This window comes from Arthrobacter sp. EPSL27 (assembly GCF_001512305.1).
Lineage (GTDB): Bacteria > Actinomycetota > Actinomycetes > Actinomycetales > Micrococcaceae > Arthrobacter.
The window spans coordinates 1,508,776-1,528,528 of record NZ_LNUT01000005.1 but is presented as its reverse complement, the minus strand read 5'-3'; the positions used below and the strand labels follow the sequence as shown (position 1 = coordinate 1,528,528).

At 67.9% G+C, this 19,753-nt stretch carries 18 protein-coding genes; 10 read left to right on the top strand and 8 right to left on the bottom strand.

The annotated features are described in order from the left end of the window. Positions 1–84: 84 nt before the first annotated feature. Entirely contained in the window at positions 85–1,191 is a 1,107-nt protein-coding gene (locus tag AR539_RS18015) for a LacI family DNA-binding transcriptional regulator (RefSeq protein ID WP_066439843.1), read from the top strand. Between the two features lie 23 nt (positions 1,192–1,214). Here AR539_RS18015 and AR539_RS18010 read toward each other — a convergent pair whose 3' ends face one another. Together AR539_RS18010 and AR539_RS18005 are read right to left on the bottom strand one after the other, a co-directional pair. Further along, complete coding sequence (locus AR539_RS18010; RefSeq protein ID WP_066439841.1) at positions 1,215–2,183, bottom strand: hypothetical protein; 969 nt, start codon at positions 2,181–2,183, stop codon at positions 1,215–1,217. Between the two features lie 28 nt (positions 2,184–2,211). Further along, the gene (locus AR539_RS18005; RefSeq protein WP_066439839.1) at positions 2,212–3,018 is read right to left on the bottom strand and encodes an exodeoxyribonuclease III; all 807 of its coding nucleotides are present in this window, start codon (positions 3,016–3,018) and stop codon (positions 2,212–2,214) included. Between the two features lie 163 nt (positions 3,019–3,181). Here AR539_RS18005 and AR539_RS18000 point away from each other — a divergent pair, with 163 nt between their 5' ends. From AR539_RS18000 to AR539_RS17985, 4 genes are read left to right on the top strand one after another with little or no spacing between them, the layout of a single operon-like run. Further along, a complete protein-coding gene (locus AR539_RS18000) occupies positions 3,182–4,681 on the top strand; it encodes a CoA-acylating methylmalonate-semialdehyde dehydrogenase (RefSeq protein ID WP_066439838.1) in 1,500 nt (499 codons plus the stop codon). Then, positions 4,681–5,754, top strand: a complete 1,074-nt coding sequence (locus AR539_RS17995) for an enoyl-CoA hydratase/isomerase family protein (RefSeq protein WP_066439834.1) — start codon at positions 4,681–4,683, stop codon at positions 5,752–5,754. Before AR539_RS18000 ends, AR539_RS17995 begins: the two co-directional genes overlap by 1 nt. Further along, positions 5,747–6,697 carry a 3-hydroxyisobutyrate dehydrogenase gene (gene mmsB, locus AR539_RS17990; protein WP_066439831.1) on the top strand — a complete coding sequence of 317 codons (951 nt, stop codon included), beginning with the start codon at positions 5,747–5,749 and terminating at the stop codon, positions 6,695–6,697. Before AR539_RS17995 ends, mmsB begins: the two co-directional genes overlap by 8 nt. Positions 6,698–6,757: 60 nt before the next feature. Then, complete coding sequence (locus AR539_RS17985; protein WP_066439829.1) at positions 6,758–7,537, top strand: enoyl-CoA hydratase; 780 nt, start codon at positions 6,758–6,760, stop codon at positions 7,535–7,537. A 175-nt stretch (positions 7,538–7,712) separates the two neighbouring features. Here the strand turns inward: AR539_RS17985 and AR539_RS17980 are convergent, their stop codons facing one another. Then, complete coding sequence (locus tag AR539_RS17980; RefSeq protein WP_066439827.1) at positions 7,713–8,141, bottom strand: DUF1761 domain-containing protein; 429 nt, start codon at positions 8,139–8,141, stop codon at positions 7,713–7,715. A 174-nt stretch (positions 8,142–8,315) separates the two neighbouring features. Between AR539_RS17980 and AR539_RS17975 the strand changes: the two genes are divergently transcribed. Continuing rightward, the gene (locus AR539_RS17975) at positions 8,316–9,713 is read left to right on the top strand and encodes an MFS transporter (RefSeq protein ID WP_066439826.1); all 1,398 of its coding nucleotides are present in this window, start codon (positions 8,316–8,318) and stop codon (positions 9,711–9,713) included. Between the two features lie 82 nt (positions 9,714–9,795). Here the strand turns inward: AR539_RS17975 and AR539_RS17970 are convergent, their stop codons facing one another. From AR539_RS17970 to AR539_RS17960, 3 genes are all read right to left on the bottom strand, one after another. Next, complete coding sequence (locus AR539_RS17970; RefSeq protein WP_066439825.1) at positions 9,796–10,650, bottom strand: LuxR C-terminal-related transcriptional regulator; 855 nt, start codon at positions 10,648–10,650, stop codon at positions 9,796–9,798. A gap of 81 nt (positions 10,651–10,731) precedes the next feature. Next, a complete protein-coding gene (locus AR539_RS17965; RefSeq protein ID WP_066439824.1) occupies positions 10,732–11,238 on the bottom strand; it encodes a MarR family winged helix-turn-helix transcriptional regulator in 507 nt (168 codons plus the stop codon). 36 nt (positions 11,239–11,274) lie between these two features. Beyond that, positions 11,275–13,014, bottom strand: a complete 1,740-nt coding sequence (locus tag AR539_RS17960; protein ID WP_066439823.1) for an AMP-binding protein — start codon at positions 13,012–13,014, stop codon at positions 11,275–11,277. A gap of 264 nt (positions 13,015–13,278) precedes the next feature. On the opposite strand from AR539_RS17960, the gene AR539_RS17955 reads away from it, so the two are divergent. After that, entirely contained in the window at positions 13,279–14,412 is a 1,134-nt protein-coding gene (locus AR539_RS17955) for an acyl-CoA dehydrogenase family protein (RefSeq protein ID WP_197410686.1), read from the top strand. 21 nt (positions 14,413–14,433) lie between these two features. Here AR539_RS17955 and AR539_RS17950 read toward each other — a convergent pair whose 3' ends face one another. Continuing rightward, positions 14,434–15,615 carry an acyl-CoA dehydrogenase family protein gene (locus tag AR539_RS17950; RefSeq protein WP_066439818.1) on the bottom strand — a complete coding sequence of 394 codons (1,182 nt, stop codon included), beginning with the start codon at positions 15,613–15,615 and terminating at the stop codon, positions 14,434–14,436. A 136-nt stretch (positions 15,616–15,751) separates the two neighbouring features. Then, positions 15,752–16,660: a LysR substrate-binding domain-containing protein gene (locus AR539_RS17945; RefSeq protein ID WP_066439817.1), complete on the bottom strand. Its 909-nt coding sequence runs from the start codon at positions 16,658–16,660 to the stop codon at positions 15,752–15,754. Between the two features lie 173 nt (positions 16,661–16,833). Between AR539_RS17945 and AR539_RS17940 the strand changes: the two genes are divergently transcribed. The 3 genes from AR539_RS17940 to AR539_RS17930 are packed head-to-tail and all read left to right on the top strand — an operon-like array spanning position 16,834 to position 19,734. Then, positions 16,834–18,084: a CaiB/BaiF CoA transferase family protein gene (locus AR539_RS17940; RefSeq protein ID WP_082699439.1), complete on the top strand. Its 1,251-nt coding sequence runs from the start codon at positions 16,834–16,836 to the stop codon at positions 18,082–18,084. Further along, positions 18,077–18,541: an acyl-CoA thioesterase gene (locus AR539_RS17935; RefSeq protein WP_066439816.1), complete on the top strand. Its 465-nt coding sequence runs from the start codon at positions 18,077–18,079 to the stop codon at positions 18,539–18,541. Before AR539_RS17940 ends, AR539_RS17935 begins: the two co-directional genes overlap by 8 nt. Then, positions 18,538–19,734 carry an acyl-CoA dehydrogenase family protein gene (locus AR539_RS17930; RefSeq protein WP_066439812.1) on the top strand — a complete coding sequence of 399 codons (1,197 nt, stop codon included), beginning with the start codon at positions 18,538–18,540 and terminating at the stop codon, positions 19,732–19,734. The genes AR539_RS17935 and AR539_RS17930 overlap by 4 nt, the downstream gene beginning before the upstream one ends. Positions 19,735–19,753 lie beyond the last annotated feature (19 nt).

Here is a 19,753-nt window from a genome sequence, read left to right as displayed (position 1 = left end):
GCAGTGGTTGCCGTGGGGAGGCGAGCTGATGCAGGGCTTCGGAGGCCGCGGGTTGCCTCGGGAGACAGTCGACAAGGGGACACGGTGGCAAAGACAACAGACAGGGCGCAGCGCGGAGGCCACTCCGGCGTCAGCATCGAGGACGTAGCCCTCGCCGCCGGAGTGTCCACCGCCACCGTGTCCCGCGCCGTCCGCGGCCTGCCCCGGGTTTCGCCGGCCACCCGGGAGAAAATCCTGGGCATCGCCGAGGCCTTGGGCTACGTCGCGTCGTCCTCGGCGTCCGGGCTGGCCACCGGCCGGACCAGAACCATCGGCGTGCTGGCACCGTTTGTCAGCCGCTGGTTTTTCTCCAAAGCCATTGAGGGCGCGGACCGGGAACTCCACGCCCGGCAGTACAACCTCTCGCTGTTCAATCTGGGCGGCCACGGCAGCCACCGCGAACGGCTCTTCAGCAAGACCATGGTCTACAAGCAGATCGACGCGCTGCTGGTCCTCTGTATGGCCCTCACCCACGAGGAAATCGAACACCTCCAGAAGATCGACATCCCGCTGGTGGTGGTCGGCGGGCACGTCGAGGAATGCCCCTACATCGGGATCGACGACTACGGCGCCGCGGCCACTGCTGTGCGGCACCTGATCGGCCTCGGGCACACGGAGATCGCCCTCCTGCATGGCGACGACGAAACCGACCTCAATTTCGATGTCCCGCGGGTCCGGATCAGGGCCTTCCAGGAAGTGATGGCAGAAGCCGGCCTGACCGTCCGGGAAGAATGGGACGAGTGGGGGGACTTCACCGTCCGCAGTGGCCAGGATGCCTTCCGCCGGCTCTGGGACCGGCCCGGCCCCAAACCCACCGCAATCTTCTGCGCCTCCGACGAAATGGCCATGGGCGTCATTTTCGAGGCCGCCCGGGCCGGAGTGAGCGTCCCCGGGGACCTGTCCGTCATCGGGATCGACGACCACGACTTTTCCGAGGCCATGGGCCTCACCACGGTCCGGCAGCGCCCCGATGAGCAGGCCGAACTGGGCACCAAGATGTTGCTGGACGAGCTGGACGGCGTGGCCGGGTCAGTGCGGTCCACGGTGGCTCCGCACCAGCTGATCGTCCGGACCACCACGGCCCCGCCTCGCAGGGACGGCGACGCGGCCCGCCCCGGCGCCGGCGAACCGGGCAGCCGGCAGCACGCCTGACGCTCCGTCTAGGCGTCCCAGAGTCAGGACGCGCGGGCCAGTTGCCGGATGGGGATCCAGCGCGATGCCAGCCGGCGGTACGCGGCGGCCGCGCCCGTCATGTCGCCTTCGGCCAGGCACTCAATGCCCAGCCGCACGTCCATGGGCGAATCGTCCGGGTAGACCTTGTCCGCCACAGCGCCGTAGTCCAGTTCCACCACCGAATCCGGGTGGAAGAGCTCCAGCCATTCGGTGAGCTGCGTCAGGTCCTCCAGCATGTCCAGGTCCGGCGCGGCGAGGGCCAGGTGGGCCACCGCGTAGCGGACCCGTTCCAGGGCGTCGCCGATTCTTGCGCGGATCCGCACGGTGACGATGTGGCCGTCGGCTTCCACCACGTCCGTGGGGTCCGCTTCCTGGAACAGGCAGAACCAGCTGAACGGGATGCCCCAGGTGGACGCCCGGGTGTGCACGCGGCCCAGCCCGGCATGCGCCCGCACCTCGTCGATGCGTTCCTGGTGCTTGTCGCGCTGTTCCTCCGGAATCAGCAGCTGCGCCAGGGGCCCGTGGATGCCCTCCATCAGGGCGTTGGCGGCCAGCCCGGCCCGGAGCACCAGCTGGCTGGGGCAGTACAGCAGGTTGTCCGGCGGTCCTGCCAGGGGCACGGAAGCGCCGCCGGAGGCGCCGCCGTCGGGGGAGGGGCCGGGCGAGGGGGAAGCGGATGGCGAAGGTGAGGAAGTGCCGCCGTCGGCCGCCGGAGCAGCCGGGTGCGGCGCCACAACGACGCGCACCAGGTCGGTTGCCCCGGTGGGGAACGGATCCCCGCCCGGGCGGGTGATGCGGCCCAGGGACGCCAGGAGCTCGGCGTTTTCGACGGCGGCACGGGAAACACTCCGGGCGCCCGCGGCCCGCAGGCCCGGCTGCTGGTCCTCCGGGAACGCCGCCAGGGGTTCGTAGATCCGGAGGGCGGAGGAGAACGGCAGCCCGGCCTGTCCGCGGTAGAGGTTTCCCGTCATGGCGTTCCGTCGCTTCCCTGGGCTCTCATCAGTCACTCAGCTCTGCGATGACCGGGGCGTGGTCCGAGGCGCCCTTGCCCTTGCGTTCCTCGCGGTCGATCGACGCACCGGTGACCCGGGCGGCCAGGGCGGGGGAGGCGAGGATGAAGTCGATCCGCATCCCCTCCTTTTTGGGGAAGCGCAGCTGCGTGTAGTCCCAGTAGGTGTAGACGCCGGGGCCCGGGGTGTGCGGGCGGACCACGTCCTGGAAGCCGGCTTTCTCGAACGCGTGGAAGGCTTCCCGCTCGGGTTCGCTGACGTGGGTGAGGGCATTGGCCCGGAAGTAGTCGATGTCCCAGACGTCGTCGTCCTGCGGGGCGATGTTCCAGTCGCCCATCAGGGCGACCTGCGCCTGCGGGTCGTCCTTAATCCAGCTCTCGGCGTGCGTCCGCAGCGTGTCCAGCCAGCTGATCTTGTACGGCATATGCTCATCGTCGAGGGCCCGGCCGTTGGGGACATAGAGGCTCCAGACCCTGACGCCGCCGCACGTGGCGCCGATTGCGCGGGCCTCCTGCACGGCGTCCTTGCCGTTCTTGCCGAAGACGGGCTGGTCCAGGAAGGTGCGTTCGACGTCGTCGAGCCCCACCCGGGAGGCGATCGCCACGCCGTTCCACTGGGACAGGCCGAAGTGCGCCACTTCGTAGCCCATGTTCTCGAAGAGCTCCCAGGGGAAGTTCTCGTCCTTGCACTTGGTTTCCTGGATGGCCAGGACATCGCAGTCGGTGCGCTGAAGCCAGGCTTCCACGCGGTCGGCACGGGCACGGAGCGAGTTCACATTCCAGGTAGCTATCTTCACAGTCCCTAACTTACCGAACTTGGCTTCCCGGCGACGCTGCGCGCCGCCGCCACCTCTGGAATTTAGTAGGAAGTCCGAGTATATTCAGGAACGGAAGATGACGTGAGTCACAGGCGGCCCGGCCGCCACACGGCAATCACACGGTGCAAAGGAGCATTCCCCCATGGTTCGCGAGCTATCCCACTACATTGACGGGCAGCATGTTGAAGGCACCTCCGGGCGCTTCAGCGATGTCTACGATCCCTGCACCGGCGAGGTCCAGGCCCGGGTGCCGCTGGCCAGCGCCGAGGAAGTCCGCAACGTGGTCTCCAACGCTGAAAAGGGCCAGCTCGAATGGGCCGCCATGAATCCGCAGCGCCGCGGCCGCATCCTGCTCAAGTTCGTCGACCTGGTCAACCAGAACCTGGACGAGCTCGCCACCCTGCTGTCCTCCGAGCACGGCAAGACCTTCCTCGACGCGAAGGGCGACATCCAGCGCGGCATCGAGGTGGTCGAATTCGCCGCCGGCGCCCCGCACCTGCTCAAGGGCGAGTTCTCGGACAGTGCCGGAACCGGCATCGACGTCCACTCGCTGCGCCAGCCGCTCGGCGTCGTCGCCGGCATCACCCCGTTCAACTTCCCCGCGATGATCCCGCTGTGGAAGTCCGGCCCGGCGCTCGCCGCGGGCAACTCCTTCGTCCTCAAGCCGTCCGAACGCGACCCCTCTGTACCGTTGCGGCTCGCCGAACTGTTCACCGAGGCCGGCCTGCCTGCCGGCGTCTTCAACGTGGTCAACGGCGACAAGGAAGCCGTGGACGCGCTCCTGGAGGACCCCCGCGTCCAAGCCGTCGGCTTCGTCGGCTCCACCCCGATCGCGCAGTACATCTACGCCACGGCCGCCGCCCACGGCAAGCGCGCCCAGTGCTTCGGCGGCGCCAAGAACCACATGGTGATCATGCCGGACGCGGACCTGGACATGGCCGCAGACGCCCTCATGGGGGCCGGCTTCGGCTCCGCCGGCGAACGCTGCATGGCGATCTCCGTGGCCGTCCCGGTCGGCAAGGCCACCGGCGACGCCCTGGTCGCAAAGCTGCAGGAACGGATCGCGGACCTCAAGGTCGGCCACAGCCTCGCCAAGGACTCGGACTTCGGCCCGGTGGTGGCCGCGTCCGCCAAGGAACGGATCGAAGGCTACATCCAGGCCGGCGTCGACCAGGGCGCCACCTTGCTGGCTGACGGCCGCGGCCTCAAGGTCGACGGCTACGAGGGCGGCTTCTGGGTCGGGCCCACGCTCTTCGACAACGTCACCAAGGACATGACCATCTACAAGGAGGAGATCTTCGGCCCGGTCCTGAGCGTCCTCCGCGCCGAGGACTACGACGAGGCGCTGCGCCTGTGCAGCGAACACGAGTTCGGCAACGGCGTGGCCATCTTCACCCGCGACGGCGACTCCGCCCGCGATTTCGCCAGCCGGGTCCAGGTGGGCATGGTGGGCATCAACGTCCCCATCCCCGTCCCGATCGCGTACTACACGTTCGGCGGCTGGAAAGCCTCCGGCTTCGGCGACCTCAACCAGCACGGCGCGGACGCCTTCCGCTTCTACACCAAGACCAAAACGGTCACCACCCGCTGGCCGTCCGGCATCCGCACCGGTGCCAGCTTCGTCATGCCGGAAGGCAGCTGATGACGGGCAAACACTCCGCGGACTCCGATCCCGCGGAAGTGCTCTTTGAACGGCGCGGCCGGCTCGGCGTCGTCACGCTGAACCGGCCCCGGGCCGTCAACGCGCTCACCGCCGGCATGGCCGCCGCCATGCTGGAACAGCTCACCCTGTGGGCGGACGACGACGACGTCGCGGCGGTCCTGGTCCGCGGCGCCGGCGACCGGGGGCTGTGCGCCGGCGGCGACATCGTGGCCATCTACCGCGACATGATCGACGGCGGCGACGCGACGGCCGACTTCTGGGCGGAGGAGTACCAGCTGAACCTGCTGATTTCCGAGTACCCCAAGCCGTACATCGCGTTCATGGACGGGCTGGTCCTGGGCGGCGGGGTGGGGATCTCCGCGCACGGCTCGGTCCGGATCGTCACGGAACGCACCCGGATGGGCATGCCGGAGACCACCATCGGGTTTGTGCCCGACGTCGGCGGAACCCTGCTGCTCTCCCGCTCGCCGGGGGAGACGGGCACCCATGCGGCCCTCACGGGAGCGCACCTGAGCGGCTCCGACGCCCTGTTCCTTGGACTGGCGGACCACTTCGTGCCGTCCGCGGACCTCGCGGACCTGGCGGCGGCGCTGGAGACCGAGGCGCCGGACACCGCCGTCGCACGCTTTCTCGGGGAGCCCCCGCGCTCGGCGCTGGCTGCCCAGCAGGAATGGATCGACGCCTGCTATTCCTGCGACGACGCCGAGGAGATCGTCCGCCGGCTGCGGGACTTTGGCGGGGAAGCCGCCGAGACCGCCGGCACGATCGAGGCCAAGTCGCCCACCGCCGTGAAGGTGGCGCTGGCATCGCTGCGCCGGGTCCGGGGGCTGAGCCTTGAGGAAGCCTTGGAGCAGGAATACCGGGTGGGGCTGCGGTTCCTGGCCGGGCCGGATTTCCGCGAGGGCATCCGCGCGCAGGTGGTGGACAAGGACCGCGAGCCGCACTGGCAGCCGGCCACCCTGGCGGAGGTCAGCGCGGACGACGTCGACTCCTATTTTGCGCCGCTGGGCGACCGGGAACTGAAGCTGGCAAAGGAGCGGGACAATGTCTGAGACCACCACCCCTGAACAGGGCCAGTCCGGGGAGCCGGCCGGCACCATCGCGTTCCTGGGCCTCGGCCACATGGGCGGACCGATGGCGGCCAACCTGGTCAAGGCCGGCCACACGCTGACCGGATTCGATGTGGTGCCGGCCGCGCTGGAGACAGCCCGGGCGCACGGCATCGCCACAGCGGACACGGCCGCCGAGGCAGTAGCCGGGGCCGCCGTCGTCCTGACCATGCTGCCCAGCGGAAAGCACCTGCTGGACGCCTACCGCGGCACGGCCGGCGGGCCAGGCCTGCTCGAGGCCGCACCGCCGGGCACCCTCTTCCTGGACTGCTCCACCATCAACGTGGACGAGGCCCGGGAAGCCGCCGAACTCGCCGTGGCAGCCGGCCACCGGGCCGTCGACGCCCCGGTGTCCGGCGGCGTGGTGGGGGCCGAAGCGGGCACCCTGACGTTTATGGTGGGGGCGCTTCCGGAGGACTTCGAGGCGGTCCGGCCCCTGCTGGAAATCATGGGCAAGCGGGTGGTGCACTGCGGCGGGCACGGTGCCGGGCAGGCCGCGAAGATCTGCAACAACATGATCCTCGGCGTCTCCATGATTGCCGTCAGCGAGGCGTTTGTGCTCGGGGAGAAGCTGGGACTCACGCACCAGGCCCTGTTCGACGTCGCATCTGCGGCGTCCGGCCAGTGCTGGGCGCTGACCACCAACTGCCCCGTTCCGGGGCCGGTCCCCACCAGCCCCGCCAACCGCGACTACCAGCCCGGCTTCGCGGGAGCGCTCATGGCCAAGGACCTCAAACTGGCGCTGAACGCGCTGGAAAGCACCGGCGTCGCCGCACGGCTGGGGCCGCTGGCGTCCGAAATCTACGATACGTTTGCCGCGGAGGGCGGGGCCGGCCGGGACTTCTCCGGCATCATCACGGACATCCGGGACAAATCCGGGCACTGACCGTACCGGGCACCATGTCCGGGCAGCAAACACTTTCAAACAGCAGCTGAGGGGACAGGCATGACGGAGCAGTACACCAACATTCTCGTGGAGCGGCGCGGCCGGGTGGGCCTCGTGACGCTCAACCGGCCCCAGGCGCTGAACGCCCTCAACAAGGCCACCATGGACGAGGTGGTGGCGGCCGTGTCCGCCATGGACGCCGACCCGGAGGTGGGGGCCGTGGTGCTGACCGGCTCCGCCAAGGCCTTCGCGGCCGGCGCGGACATCAAGGAGATGCAGGCCAAGGACTACATGGACATGTACGCGGCCGACTGGTTCCGCGGCTGGGAGGACTTCACCCGGCTGCGGATCCCGGTGGTCGCGGCCGTGTCCGGGTTCGCGCTCGGCGGCGGCTGCGAGCTCGCCATGATGTGTGACTTCATCATTGCCGGGGACAACGCCAAGTTCGGCCAGCCCGAAATCAACCTTGGCGTGCTGCCGGGGATGGGCGGCTCGCAGCGCCTCACCCGCGCGGTCGGAAAATCCAAGGCGATGGACATGATCCTGACCGGACGCATGATGGACGCCGCGGAGGCCGAACGCGCCGGCCTCGTGTCCCGGGTGGTGCCGGCCGCGGACGTCGTCGAGGAGGCCCTCAAAGCAGCCGAGGTCATCGCGTCCAAGTCCAAACCGGTGGCCATGGTGGCCAAGGAGGCGGTCAACGCAGCCTTCGAGACCGGGCTGGCCCAGGGTGTGCTGTTTGAACGGCGGGTATTCCATTCCCTGTTCGCCACCGCGGACCAGAAAGAGGGCATGGCGGCCTTCGCCGAGAAGCGCCAGCCGGACTTCACCCACCGTTAAGCAGGGGAGCGGACCGTACGGCGCTGCGGGACCTGGCGCTGCGGGAAACGCTCCGCGATGCGCAAAAGCCCTGGCGCTGCCGTAGACCGGTAGCGCCAGGGCTTTTGCGCGTCGCAGGGCACTACCCGCAGCGCGGGAGTGCAGCGCGGGGATTTCGGTGCGGTGGGCCGCGCGGTCAGGCTGCGCTGATCCCGAACAGGCCGATGATGAGGGCCATGACCGTCAACGTGACGAATTCGTGCGCGCAGTTCAGTGCGGTCAGGCCGGCCGGGCGGCCCTCGAACGCGTCGTGCGTGATGAACCGGGCCGCCGTGAACCCGGCCCAGAGGATCACGGCCGTGACCAGCGTGTTCGCCAGGAAGTTCCCGCCGTAGAAGTGCTGTGAGATGGCGGCGGCGCCGGCCAGAACAGCAGCGCTGATGAAGCTGACCACCAGGGTCACCAGGATGGGCCGGACGGCGTCCCTGGCGTCACCGCTCGGCGAGACGTCGGCGACGCGCATCCAGTAGTTGCCGAACACCTTTGGCGTGTACCAGACGGACCCCACCACCATGCTGGACAGCGTGGCCAGCAGTACCGCCCAGATGTTGATCTCCGGAATCACGTCGTTCTCCTTGGCTGCAGGGTTGGTTCTAGGTCGCAGTCTAGGGGACCGGCCGCGGGAAGGTCCGGTTTGGCCAATTACCTCTTTTCGGAGGTAGTTGGATATCCATGCTTTTCGTTACGGTGATGCAAGTCACAGATCCGTGTCTCGAGGCTGACATCAAAGGAGATTGCCATGACCTCAGTTCCACCCGCTGCGCCTGCCGGGGTGCAGGCGCCGCCCAGCCGTAAGACCCTGCGCAAGGTTGCCTTCGCGAGCTTCGCCGGCACCACCATCGAGTTTTACGACTTCTTCATCTACGGCACCGCCGCCGCCCTGGTGTTCCCGGTGGTGTTCTTCCCGGCGCTCGGCGCCGCGGCCGGCACCGTGGCCTCCTTCGGCACCTTCGCCGTCGCCTTCTTTGCCCGTCCTGTCGGCGCCATCGTCTTCGGCCACTTCGGTGACCGGATGGGCCGGAAAAAGACACTCATCACCACGCTGCTCATGATGGGCATCGCCACCGTACTCATCGGGTTCATCCCGGACGCCAACACCATCGGCGTCGCAGCCCCGATCCTCCTGGTGGTGCTGCGCTTCATCCAGGGCCTCGCCGTCGGCGGCGAATGGGCCGGCGCCACGCTCCTCGTGGCGGAATACGCCCCCACAGGAAAGCGGGGACTCTTCGGGTCCTTCCCGCAGATCGGCCCCTCGGTGGCCTTCGCCCTCGCCAGCGGCACGTTCCTCATCACCAACCTGACCCTGGGCGACAAGTCGGAAGCCTTCATCTCCATCGGCTGGCGCGTGCCGTTCATCCTCAGCGCGGTGCTGGTGATGGTGGGCCTGTGGGTCCGCCTGAGCATCGAGGAAACCCCGGTGTTCAAGAACGCCGCCAAGGCCGCCCCCGCCGCCACCCGGCTGCCCGTCCTTGAGTCGATCAAGCGCCAGCCGCGCGAAATCCTCCTCGCCGGCGGCTCCCTGACCCTGCTCTTCGCCTTCTTCTACATGGGCACGGCCTACCTCACCAGCTTCGCCACGAGCCCCACCGGCATGAAGCTGGGACGGGTGGAAGTGCTCAGCACGGGCATCGTTGCCTCGCTGTTCGTGGCCGCAGCCACCCTGGCCTCCGGCATTCTCTCGGACCGCTTCGGCCGCAAGAAGGTCATCGCCACCTCGTGCATCCTCGCCGTGCCGTGGTCCCTGGTGCTGTTCCCCATCCTCAGCGCCAACACGGTCTTCGCCTTCGGTGTGGGGCTCACTGTCACCCTGGTGATCTTTGCCATCGCCTACGGCCCGGCCGGCGCCTTGCTGCCGGAGCTGTTCGAGACCCGCTACCGCTACACCGGCGCCGGCATGGGCTACAACCTCGCCGGCGTCGTGGGCGGCGGCATTGTGCCGCTCGTCGCCGCGCAGCTGGCCGGAACGAACGGCGCCGCCGCCGTCGGGTTCCTCCTCGCCGGGATCGGCGTGTTCAGCGTGCTCTGCACCTTCGCCCTGCCCAACCGGGAAACGCGGGGGCTGGAGGATGGCAAGCAGCAGCCGGCCGCGCAGCACGCGGACGGCGCAGGAATCGCCGAGCCCGTCTCCGGGGCCTAGGGGGCCGGGCCGCACTGCGGATTCTGAGATTGGGGGATCCGCGGCCGGATCGCGGGGCTGCCGGCACCACCGGCAGCCCCGCTTACGGGATCAGGCCCATCCGGCGGGCCGCTGACACGGCCTCCAGCCGGTTGTGCGCCGACAGTTTGACCATCGCGTTCTGCAGGTAGCTCTTGACCGTCACCGCTTTCAGGCCCAGCCGCTCCCCGGTCTCCTGGTAGGAGCAGCCGAGCGCCACCTGCGCCAGCACGTCGAGCTCACGCCGCGCCAGCCGGGCTGTCGGGTGGACCCCGTCGCGGGACGGCGGCGCCAGATGGCTGCCGATAACGTCCAGTTGCCGGGCCAGGTCCGGATCGGATACGGTGCCGGCCAGCGACCGCAGTTCGGCATGGGCTTCCCGGACATGTTCCAGCCAGCTCTGGTCAAGCGCGAGGGCGGGTTCGGCCCGGGCGGTGTCGATAATGGACACCCGGCGGTCCACCTCGTCCCTGACCCGCAGCTCGTGGGCTATTTCCACGGCGGCTTCCACCGCCTCGCCCACCGCAGATTCCCCCAGGGCCGTGCTGGCCCGGCTCGCGACGTACAGCACCGCCCGGGACCGGCCCTTGACCACCACGGGGACGGCCGCCATCGAGGTCAGCCGCTCCCGCCGGACGGCGAGGTCGTATTCGTGGGTGATTCCCTCGGACTCGATGTAGTCCTCTACCAGGAACGGCCGGCGCTGCGTGAAGACCCGGCCGCCGAGCCCCGCCCCGGGGACCACCACCACCTTGTGCAGGCTGGACGTGGCGGTGCCCAGGAAATCTGTCAGCTGCAGCCGTTCGCCGCTGGCCAGCCCGGCGAAGAGCACGGCCGGCCGCAGCCTGCCCGAGAGGTGGCGCAGGGAGGCTTGGAGCAACCCCCGGTCGTCGGGGCGGGAATAGGCGTTCGGCTGCATGAGTCGTCTCCTGGTACCGCGGAACCCGCCACCGCTGCGGAACGGGCCGTTACATCGTTGTCGGCTGTTTAGTTGGATGGATTAATCGCTGAAGTCGCCGGCGTTGCGGCGGAAGGTGCCCAGGATCCGGATCAGCTGGTCCACATCCTGGTCCCCGAAGCCGGACTGGGCGAACACCTCGGAGTTGAGCGCCGCCGTCGCGCGTTTGGCGAGCGTCCGGCCCTCCGGGGTGAGTTCGATAAGGGTGGTGCGGCCGTCCGTGGGATGCGGCGAGCGGAGCACCAGCCCCGCCTGCTGCAGCCGGTCGACGGCGTTGGTCACCGAGGTGGGGTGGACCTGCAGCAGCGCACTGGCCTTGTTCATGGGCAGTGCGCCGCTGCGGGCGAAACTCAGCAGGGCGAGCAGTTCGTAGCGGGCGAACGTCAGGCCGAACGGCTTCAGAACCCCCTCGATCCGGGCCAGCAGGATCTGCTGGGTCCGCATGATGGCGGTGATCGCAGCCATCGGCGCGGCGACGTCGGACCACCCGTGACGTTCCCAGTTCAGCCGTGCGTCGGCGATCGGATCACGCGGCAGCGGCGTCGCCACGGCACCTCCAGCTGCTCGTCCCGAATCCCATGGGGTTCAGCCTAGCTTTTCCGCCGGCATTTTCAGTCCCGGGAAATCAGCTTCGGAGTACTCCGTGCCGAGGCCGGCCGGGACCGTCCCGCCGCCGTGGCGGAGTTCCTCGCTGTGCCGGAGCTCCACGCGGCGGATCTTGCCCGAGATGGTCTTGGGCAGCTCGGCGAATTCCAGCCGGCGGATCCGCTTGAACGGAGCCAGGTGGTCGCGGCAGTACCGCAGGATGTCCTCGGCCAGTTCCGGGCCGGGCTGGTGCCCGGCGGCCAGGACCACAAACGCCTTCGGCACCGAGAGCTTAAGCGGGTCCGGTGAAGGCACGACGGCGGCCTCGGCCACGGCCGGGTGCTCGATCAGCACGCTTTCGAGCTCGAAGGGGGACAACCGGTAGTCCGAGGACTTGAAGACGTCGTCGCCGCGGCCCACGTAGGTGATGATGCCGCGCTCGTCCCGGCTGGCCATGTCACCCGTGTGGTAGTAGCCGTCGCGGAACGCCTCCGCCGTCTTCTCCGGATCGCCGTAGTACGCCTTCATCAGGCCGGCAGGCCGGGGGTCGAGGCGCAGGCACAGCTCGCCGTCGTCACCCTCCTCGCCGGTGGCAGGATCCACCAGGACCACGTCGTAGCCGGGCAGGGGTTTGCCCATGGCGCCGATCTTGATCGGCTGGCCGGGGGTGTTGGCGATCTGCACGGTGGATTCGGTCTGCCCGAACCCGTCGCGGATGGTCTGGCCCCAGGCGCGCTGGACCTGGTCGATCACCTCGGCGTTGAGGGGCTCCCCGGCGGACACCACCTTGGTGGGCGGGTTCTTGAGCAGGGTCAGGTCGGCCTGGATGAGCATGCGCCACACGGTGGGAGGGGCGCAGAAGCTCGTGACGGACTCGCGGTCCATCTGCTCCATAAGCGCCTTGGCATCAAAGCGCTCGTAGTTGTAGACGAAAACGCAGGCTTCCGCGATCCACGGCGTGAACACGTTGGACCAGGCGTGCTTGGCCCAGCCGGGCGAGGCCACGTTCAGGTGCACGTCGCCGGGTTCCATCCCGATCCAGAACATGGTGGACAGGTGGCCCACCGGGTACGAGGTGTGCGTGTGCTCCACCAGCTTGGCCTTGGACGTGGTGCCCGAGGTGAAGTAGAGCAGCAGGGTCTCGTCGGCCAGGGTGGGCGCGTCCGGCGTGAAGTCCCCGGACGAACCGGCGGAGTCTGCGTACTGCAGGGCCGTGGTGCCGGCGGCGTCGCCGCTGCCGACCTCGATCAGGGTGTAGTTGCCGGGGACGCCGTCGAACTTGGCGATGTTGGCGCTCCCGACGGCGGCCCAGTTCGCGCCGCCGCGCTCCACCCGGTCCTTCAGGTCCGCGGGTCCCATGAGGGTGGTGGTGGGGATCATGACGATGCCCAGCTTGATCCCGGCGAGCATCAGTTCCCAGAGCTCCACCTGGTTGCCGAGCATGATGATCATCCGGTCGCCGCGCCGCATGCCCTGGCCGCGCAGCCAGTTGGCCACCTGGGCGGAGCGCCGGGACAGGTCGGCGAAGCTGCGGCGCGTGGCGGAGCCGTCCTGCTCGACGATGACGAGGGCCGGGTTGTCCGCCTTGGCCGGGTCCGCCGCGATCGCGTCGAACCAGTCGAGGGCGAAGTTGAAGTGCTCAAAGCGGGGCCACTGGAATTCGCCGCGCGCCGCCTCGTAGTCTCCCCGGAGGTCCAGCAGGCGGTCGCGTGCTGCGCGGAAGTCCTCAGTGACTGTCATGGTGCACCTTTCGAAAGTATGGTGGCGCGGCCGTTGCAGCCCGGCGCCGTTGCCCGGAGACCACCAGTTGCCTAGTGATCCTCATCACTGTGCAATATACTAGGACATCCAAGGGTTTGGAAGATCCGACTCGTTCGGAACCGGATCACAACGAAGGGATACATGCCCGTGCAGCCACAAGGACGTGCCAGCGGACAGGGACTCACCGAGAATGCAGCACCGCGTGAAGGGACGGCGCCGCCGCCGTTTCCGGACGCGGACCTGATGCACATTGTCGATCTGCTGCCTCCGGCGGAACAGACCCGCTACCAGGAGATCCGCGAGTTCCTCCAGTCCCGGATCCGGGCGGCGTCGATTGACTACTGGAACCGTGAGGAGTTTCCGTTCGGGCTGCTCGCCGAACTCGGAAAGTACGGCCTGGGCGGTCTGCAGACCGACGGCACCTCCAAGCTGTTCAAGGGCCTGATGTACGTCGAGGTGGCCCGCGCGGATGTGTCCCTCTCTGCCCTCGTGGGGATCCACAACGAACTGATCGTCGGCATGGTCGACCAGCTCGGCTCCGAGGAGCAGAAAACGCGCTGGCTCCCGGGCCTCACCGCCTTCACCCAGATCGGCGCCTTCGCCCTGACCGAGCCGGACCACGGCTCGGACATCGCCGGAGGGCTCGCGACGACGGCCCGGCGCGAGGGCGGCGAGTGGGTCATCAGTGGCGCGAAACGCTGGATCGGTGCCGGCACCATCGCCGACTTCGCCCTGGTGTGGGCGCGGGACGTCGAGGACCAGCAGATCAAGGGCTTCATCGTGGAGACGGACCGGCCCGGGTACACGGCGACCAAAATCGAGAACAAGATCGGGCTGCGGATCATGCAGAACGCGGATATTGTGCTCGACGACGTCCGCATCCCGGCGTCGAACCTGCTGCCCGGCGCCACGGACTTCTCCAAGGCCAACGAGCTGCTGCGGGATTCCCGCGCCTGGGTGGGCTGGCAGGCCGCCGGCATCCAGCTCGCGGCGTTCGACGTCGCGCGGTCCTACTCGCTGCAGCGCAAGCAGTTCGGCAAGGAGCTGGCGCGGTTCCAGCTGATCCAGCAGCAGCTGGCCGAAATCCTGGGCAACGCCTCCGCGTCCCTCGCGCTGATGGCGCAGCTGGCCCGGATCCAGGCCGACGGCAAGCTGGAGATGGCCCAGGCCGCGATGGCCAAGTCCACCACCACCCGGCTGGCGCGGGCGTCGGTGGCGATGGGTCGGTCGCTGATGGGCGGCAACGGCATCAGCAGCGACTACGAGATGGGCAAGCTCTTCGGCGACGCCGAGGTCCTGTACACCTACGAGGGCAGCTACGAGATCAACTCGATGATCGTGGCCCGGGCCGTCACCGGGAAGTCCGCGTTCGTGTAGACGCCCCCGGGTCTAGTCCTCCTACCGGAACGCGGAGGTGCCCGTGATGCGCTGACCAAGAATAAGGGTGTGGACCTCGTCTGTGCCCTCATACGTCCGCACGGATTCAAGGTTGTTGGCATGCCGCAGCGGCGGATAGTCCAGAGTGATGCCGTTGCCGCCCAGGATCGTGCGCGCTTCGCGGCAGATAGCGATGGCCTCGCGGACATTGTTCAGCTTCCCCACGGAAACCTGGACCGGCTCCAGCGACCCGGCATCCTTCAGCCGCCCGGTGTGAAGGGCCAGCAGCGTGCCTTTCTGGATCTCAAGAAGCATGTTGACCAGCTTTTCCTGGGTGAGCTGGTAGCCGGCCAGCGGCTTGCCGAACTGCAAGCGGTCCTTGGAGTACGCCAGGGCTGCCTCGTAGGAGTCCCGGGCGGCGCCCATCGCCCCCCAGATGATCCCGTAGCGGGCCTCGTTGAGGCAGGAAAACGGTCCGCGGAGTCCTTGCGCGCCGGGGAGCAGCGCAGTGCCCGGGAGGCGGACGTCGTCAAGTGCGATGTCGCACTGGATTGACGCCCGCATGGACAGCTTGGACCCGATCGGCGTCGCGGTGAACCCCGGCGTGTCCGTCGGCACGATGAAGCCGCGGATGCCGTTGCTCGTGTTGGCCCAGATCACCGCGATCTGGGCCACGGATGCCAAGCCGATCCAGCGCTTCGCGCCGTTAAGAATCCAGCCGCCACTGCCGTCCGGCGCGGCGAAAGTCGCCATGCTGGACGGGTCCGAGCCGGCGGAAGGTTCGGTCAGCCCGAAGCAGCCGATTTTTTCGCCTCGGGCCATCGCCGGGAGGTGCTCGTTCTTTTGCTCCTCGGATCCCCACTTGTGAATGGCGGTCATGGCCAGGGAGCCCTGGACACTGACGAACGTCCGGAGGCCGGAATCGCCGGCCTCCAGTTCCATGGCGGCGAGTCCGTAGTCGACGGCGCTCCGGCCGGGACAGCCGTAGCCCTCCAGATGCATCCCGAGCACCCCGAGCTTGCCCAGCTCGGGCACCAGCTCGAGCGGAAAATGTGCCTGCTCGTACCAGGCGCTGATGTTGGGCCGGATGCGTTCCGTCACGAAGGCGCGCACCGTCGCGCGCAGTTCGAGTTCCTCCGCCGTCAGCAGGCTGTCGAGGTTGAGGACGTCATCGTCCACGAGGGTTGCTTCAGCTGTGGTCACAGGTTCAACTCCAGGGAGGTAAATGGGCGGCAGCCCCGATTGATTCCGGCACGGGCCGGCGGGTGCTAACCACTGTGCCAGTCGGATTGCACCCGATCCAATACCAAATGATGTCCTCCCTGATACCTGTGACGCATCAATCCGGCACGGAGGCCGGAGGGGGGAGAACCGACTCTGAGAGCCGCAGGACCTCGCGCAGGGCAGGACTCATGTTGTCCTTGCGCCACACCAGGCGAAGCTGGATGATGTCGGCAGGATCAGCCAGCGGCAGGAAAACGACCCCGGGGTGGCTGAAGTTCTCCGGCACCGAGGACACCGTCAACGCGACCCCGATGTCGGCGGCAACCAATGCCATAAGCGTCTGGGAATCCGGCGCCACCTGCACAATGTCCGGGGCATAGCCGGCAGCGCTCGAGAGCCGGCGAAGGTAGTCGTGCAGAATGGCTCCGGGGTGCTCGGGAAGCGTGACGAAGGGCTCGCCCTCGAGATCGGCCATCAGGAGCGAATCCCGGCCGCTCAGGCGGTGGGACTCGTTCAGGACCACCACAAGCCGCTCGTTCGCCACAGTCCTGGATTCCAAGGCCGCCGGAATGAAGTTCCACCGGCCCAGCGCCACCTCCATGGCGCCCCTCATGACGCGGTCCATGGCTGGCAGCGCAAAATTCGAGCTGGAGAGCTGGAATTCAATGCCTGGATGTGTCTCCCGAACCTTCTTGGCAAGCTTGCCGACCATAACGTGGGAGGAAACCCCGGCGAACGCCACCCGCACCCTCCCGGTCTCGCCCTTGCCCACGGACGCCACCGCGACGGCCGACCGGCGGCAGGCCTCCAGGATGTCCCGCGCCGGCACCAGCAGCGCCTCGCCCTCAGCCGTGAGACGGACCGTGCGGGTGTTGCGGACAAAGAGCGGCGCCTTGAGCTCGTGCTCCAGCCGTTGAATGGCACGGCTCAGGGGCGGCTGCGCCATATGCAGCTTCTGTGCCGCCCGGCCGAAATGCAGCTCATCGGCGACTGCCAGAAAGGCCCGGATCTGTTGAATCTCCATGCCGGCTCAGGCCCGGTCAAGGTAAACGACGTTGTTCATCTGCCCAAGATACCCAACAAGCCGCCCCCGGCGTTGATGATCCTGCGGTATCAATCCGGCACCAAATGCGTATTGGACGCGGATCAATCCGGTTGCAAGGGTTGGTGATGCAGACCACACACCGGAGGAATTACATGAAACAACCGAACGCTCAAGCAGCCGCCGGAGCGGGCCATAATTCTGCCCCCGACGCTGCCGGGCCGGCCGGCGAGGTGCTCGGCCGCCAAGGGACTGGCCCCCTGGCCGGCATCGTGATCGCTGATTTCAGCCGGGTACTTGCCGGACCCTACGCCACCATGCTGCTGGCCGACATGGGCGCCACGGTGATCAAGGTCGAGGGACCCGACGGCGACGACACCCGCAGCTACATGCCGCCGGTCCGTGACGGGGAAGCCACGTTCTTCCTGGCCGTGAACCGGAACAAGCACTCGATCGCACTGGACCTCAAAGACCCGGAGGACCTCGAAGTGGCCCGGTCCCTGGTCCGCGCCGCCGACGTCATGATTGAAAATTTCAAGCCGGGCAACATGGAACGCCTGGGACTGGACTACGCCGCCGCTGCGGAGCTGAAGCCGGACATCATCTACGCCTCCATCACCGGGTTCGGGACCGGCGCCGGCGCCCACATCCCGGGCTATGACCTGCTCGTCCAAGCCGCCTCCGGAATGATGAGCCTGACCGGGGGACCGGAGACCCAGCCCTACCGGGCCGGCATAGCCTTGTTCGACGTCATTACCGGCCTGCACGCCGCCATCGGCATCCTGGGGGCGCTGCACCACAGGTCCCGGACCGGGGAGGGCCAGCTGGTGGAACTCAATCTGCTGACCTCGGCCCTTTCCGGGATGGTCAACCAGTCCGCGGCCTACGTGACCGGCGGCGTGGTGCCCACCCGGATGGGCAACGAACACCCCAGCATGTACCCCTACGCCCCGATGCAGACAGGCGATGGCATGATCATCATCGCGACCGGCAATGACGCCCAGTTCGTGCGGCTCTGCGCTGCCCTGGCCATCCCTCACGTCGCCGCGGACCCGAAGTTCGCCACGACGCTGCAGCGCAACGCGCATCGGGATGAACTGCGCGAGATTCTCCACTCCAGGCTGGCCACACAGTCCGCGGCGCAGTGGTTCTCCCAACTGTCCGACGCCGGCCTGCCCTGCGCCCCGATCCAGGACGTCGGCGGCGGTGTCGATTTCGCTGAACGGTTGGGGCTGCAGCCGGTGGTGCTGGCCGGCAGCGGGACGCGGAAAATCCCCACGGTCAGGCACCCCGTGGCCTACTCCCGCACCCCCGTCGATTACCCGCTCGCACCCCCAGAGCTCAACGAAAACTCAGAGCAGGTCCGGGCCTGGCTGCTACGGCAGAAAGCCCCGGCCCATGCCTGAGCCGTACCGGGCGCGTGTATCCCCGCGCTGGTCGGACCAGGACCTCAACGGCCACGTGAACCACGCCGCCGTCGTGACCTTGCTTGAAGAATCCCGGATCCAGTGGCGCTCAACCATGCCGGGCCTCGGGACAGCCGGAGCGACGCCGACCGTGGTGGCGGCCCTCGAACTCAACTACCGGCGCCCGGTGGTCCACGGTCAGGACCTGACGGTCGAGCTGGCGGTCACCAGGATCGGCACCAGTTCCTTCACCCTGGAGTGCTCGGCCACCCAGGGCGGCGAAGCCGCCGTGGAAGGTCGGACCGTGCTCGTTTCAGTCTGGCCGGAGACCGGCACGGCCAGGCCTTTGACGGAACGCGAGCGCCGCTGGCTCGAAGAGTTCCGGCCCGCCAAACGCCGCACCCAAGCGCCCGCATCGCAGATTTCCGATTCCACCCCTCTGGAGCTGACACCATGACAACCGAACCGGCCGAACCTGGCACCGACTTCTACCTGATGGACGATTTCCTCACCGCCGAGGACCGCGCCCTGCGGCTGAAGGTCCGCAGTTTCGTCGACAAAGACCTGCTTCCGGTCATCAACGGCTATTGGGAACGGGCGGAGTTCCCGTTCGAGCTGATCCCCAAACTCGCGGCCCTCGGCATTGTGGGCACCACCATCGAGGGCTATGGCTGCCCGGGGCTGAGCCGGCTCGCTGCCGGCATCGTCGCGGCCGAAGTTTCCCGCGGCGACGGCTCCGTCAACACGTTCCTCGGCGTTCAGTCCGGACTCGCCATGGGCACCATCAACATGCTGGGAAGCGAGGAACAGAAGGAACGCTGGCTTCCCTCGATGGCCGCTCTGGACAAAATCGGTGCCTTCGCCCTGACTGAGCCGGACCACGGGTCCGACTCGGTCGCGTTGGAGACCAGCGCCCGGCGGGACGGCGACAGCTACGTCCTCAACGGCCGGAAAAGGTGGATCGGCAACGCCAGCATGGCCGACGTCGTCATCATCTTCGCCCGCGACGAAGAGGACGGCAAGGTCAAGGCCTTTGTTATGGAGCGCGACGCCGACGGCAGCTACCCGGCCGGATATCACACCGAGGTCATCACGGGAAAAATCGGCAAACGCGCAATCCTGCAGCCGGATATCACCTTGGACAACCTCCGGGTGCCGGCGGCCAACCGGCTGACCGGCTGCCACTCTTTCAAAGACGTCACCCGCGTCCTGACCGCCACCCGCAGCGGAGCGTCCTGGGAGTCCCTGGGCCACGCCATGGCCGCGTACGAGGCCGCAGTGGACTACGCGAAGACCCGCCAGCAGTTCGGCAAGCCGATCGGCAGCTTCCAGCTGGTGCAGAACAAACTAGCCAACATGCTCGCCGAGGTGACGGCCATGCAGCTGATCTGCTTCCGGCTGGCGGTCCTGGCCGAGGACGGGCGCATGACCGGGCCCATGGCGTCACTGGCCAAGATGCACACGGCGCAGAAGGCCCGGTGGATCTGCTCCGAAGCCCGGGACATGCTCGGCGGCAACGGCGTCCTGCTTGAGAACCACGTGGCCCGGCACATGACGGACATGGAAGTGGTGTCCACCTACGAGGGCACCGACTCCATCCAGTCGCTGCTCATTGGCCGTGAAATCACCGGCATCTCAGCCTTCGGCTAAATCCGCCACCCGACACAAG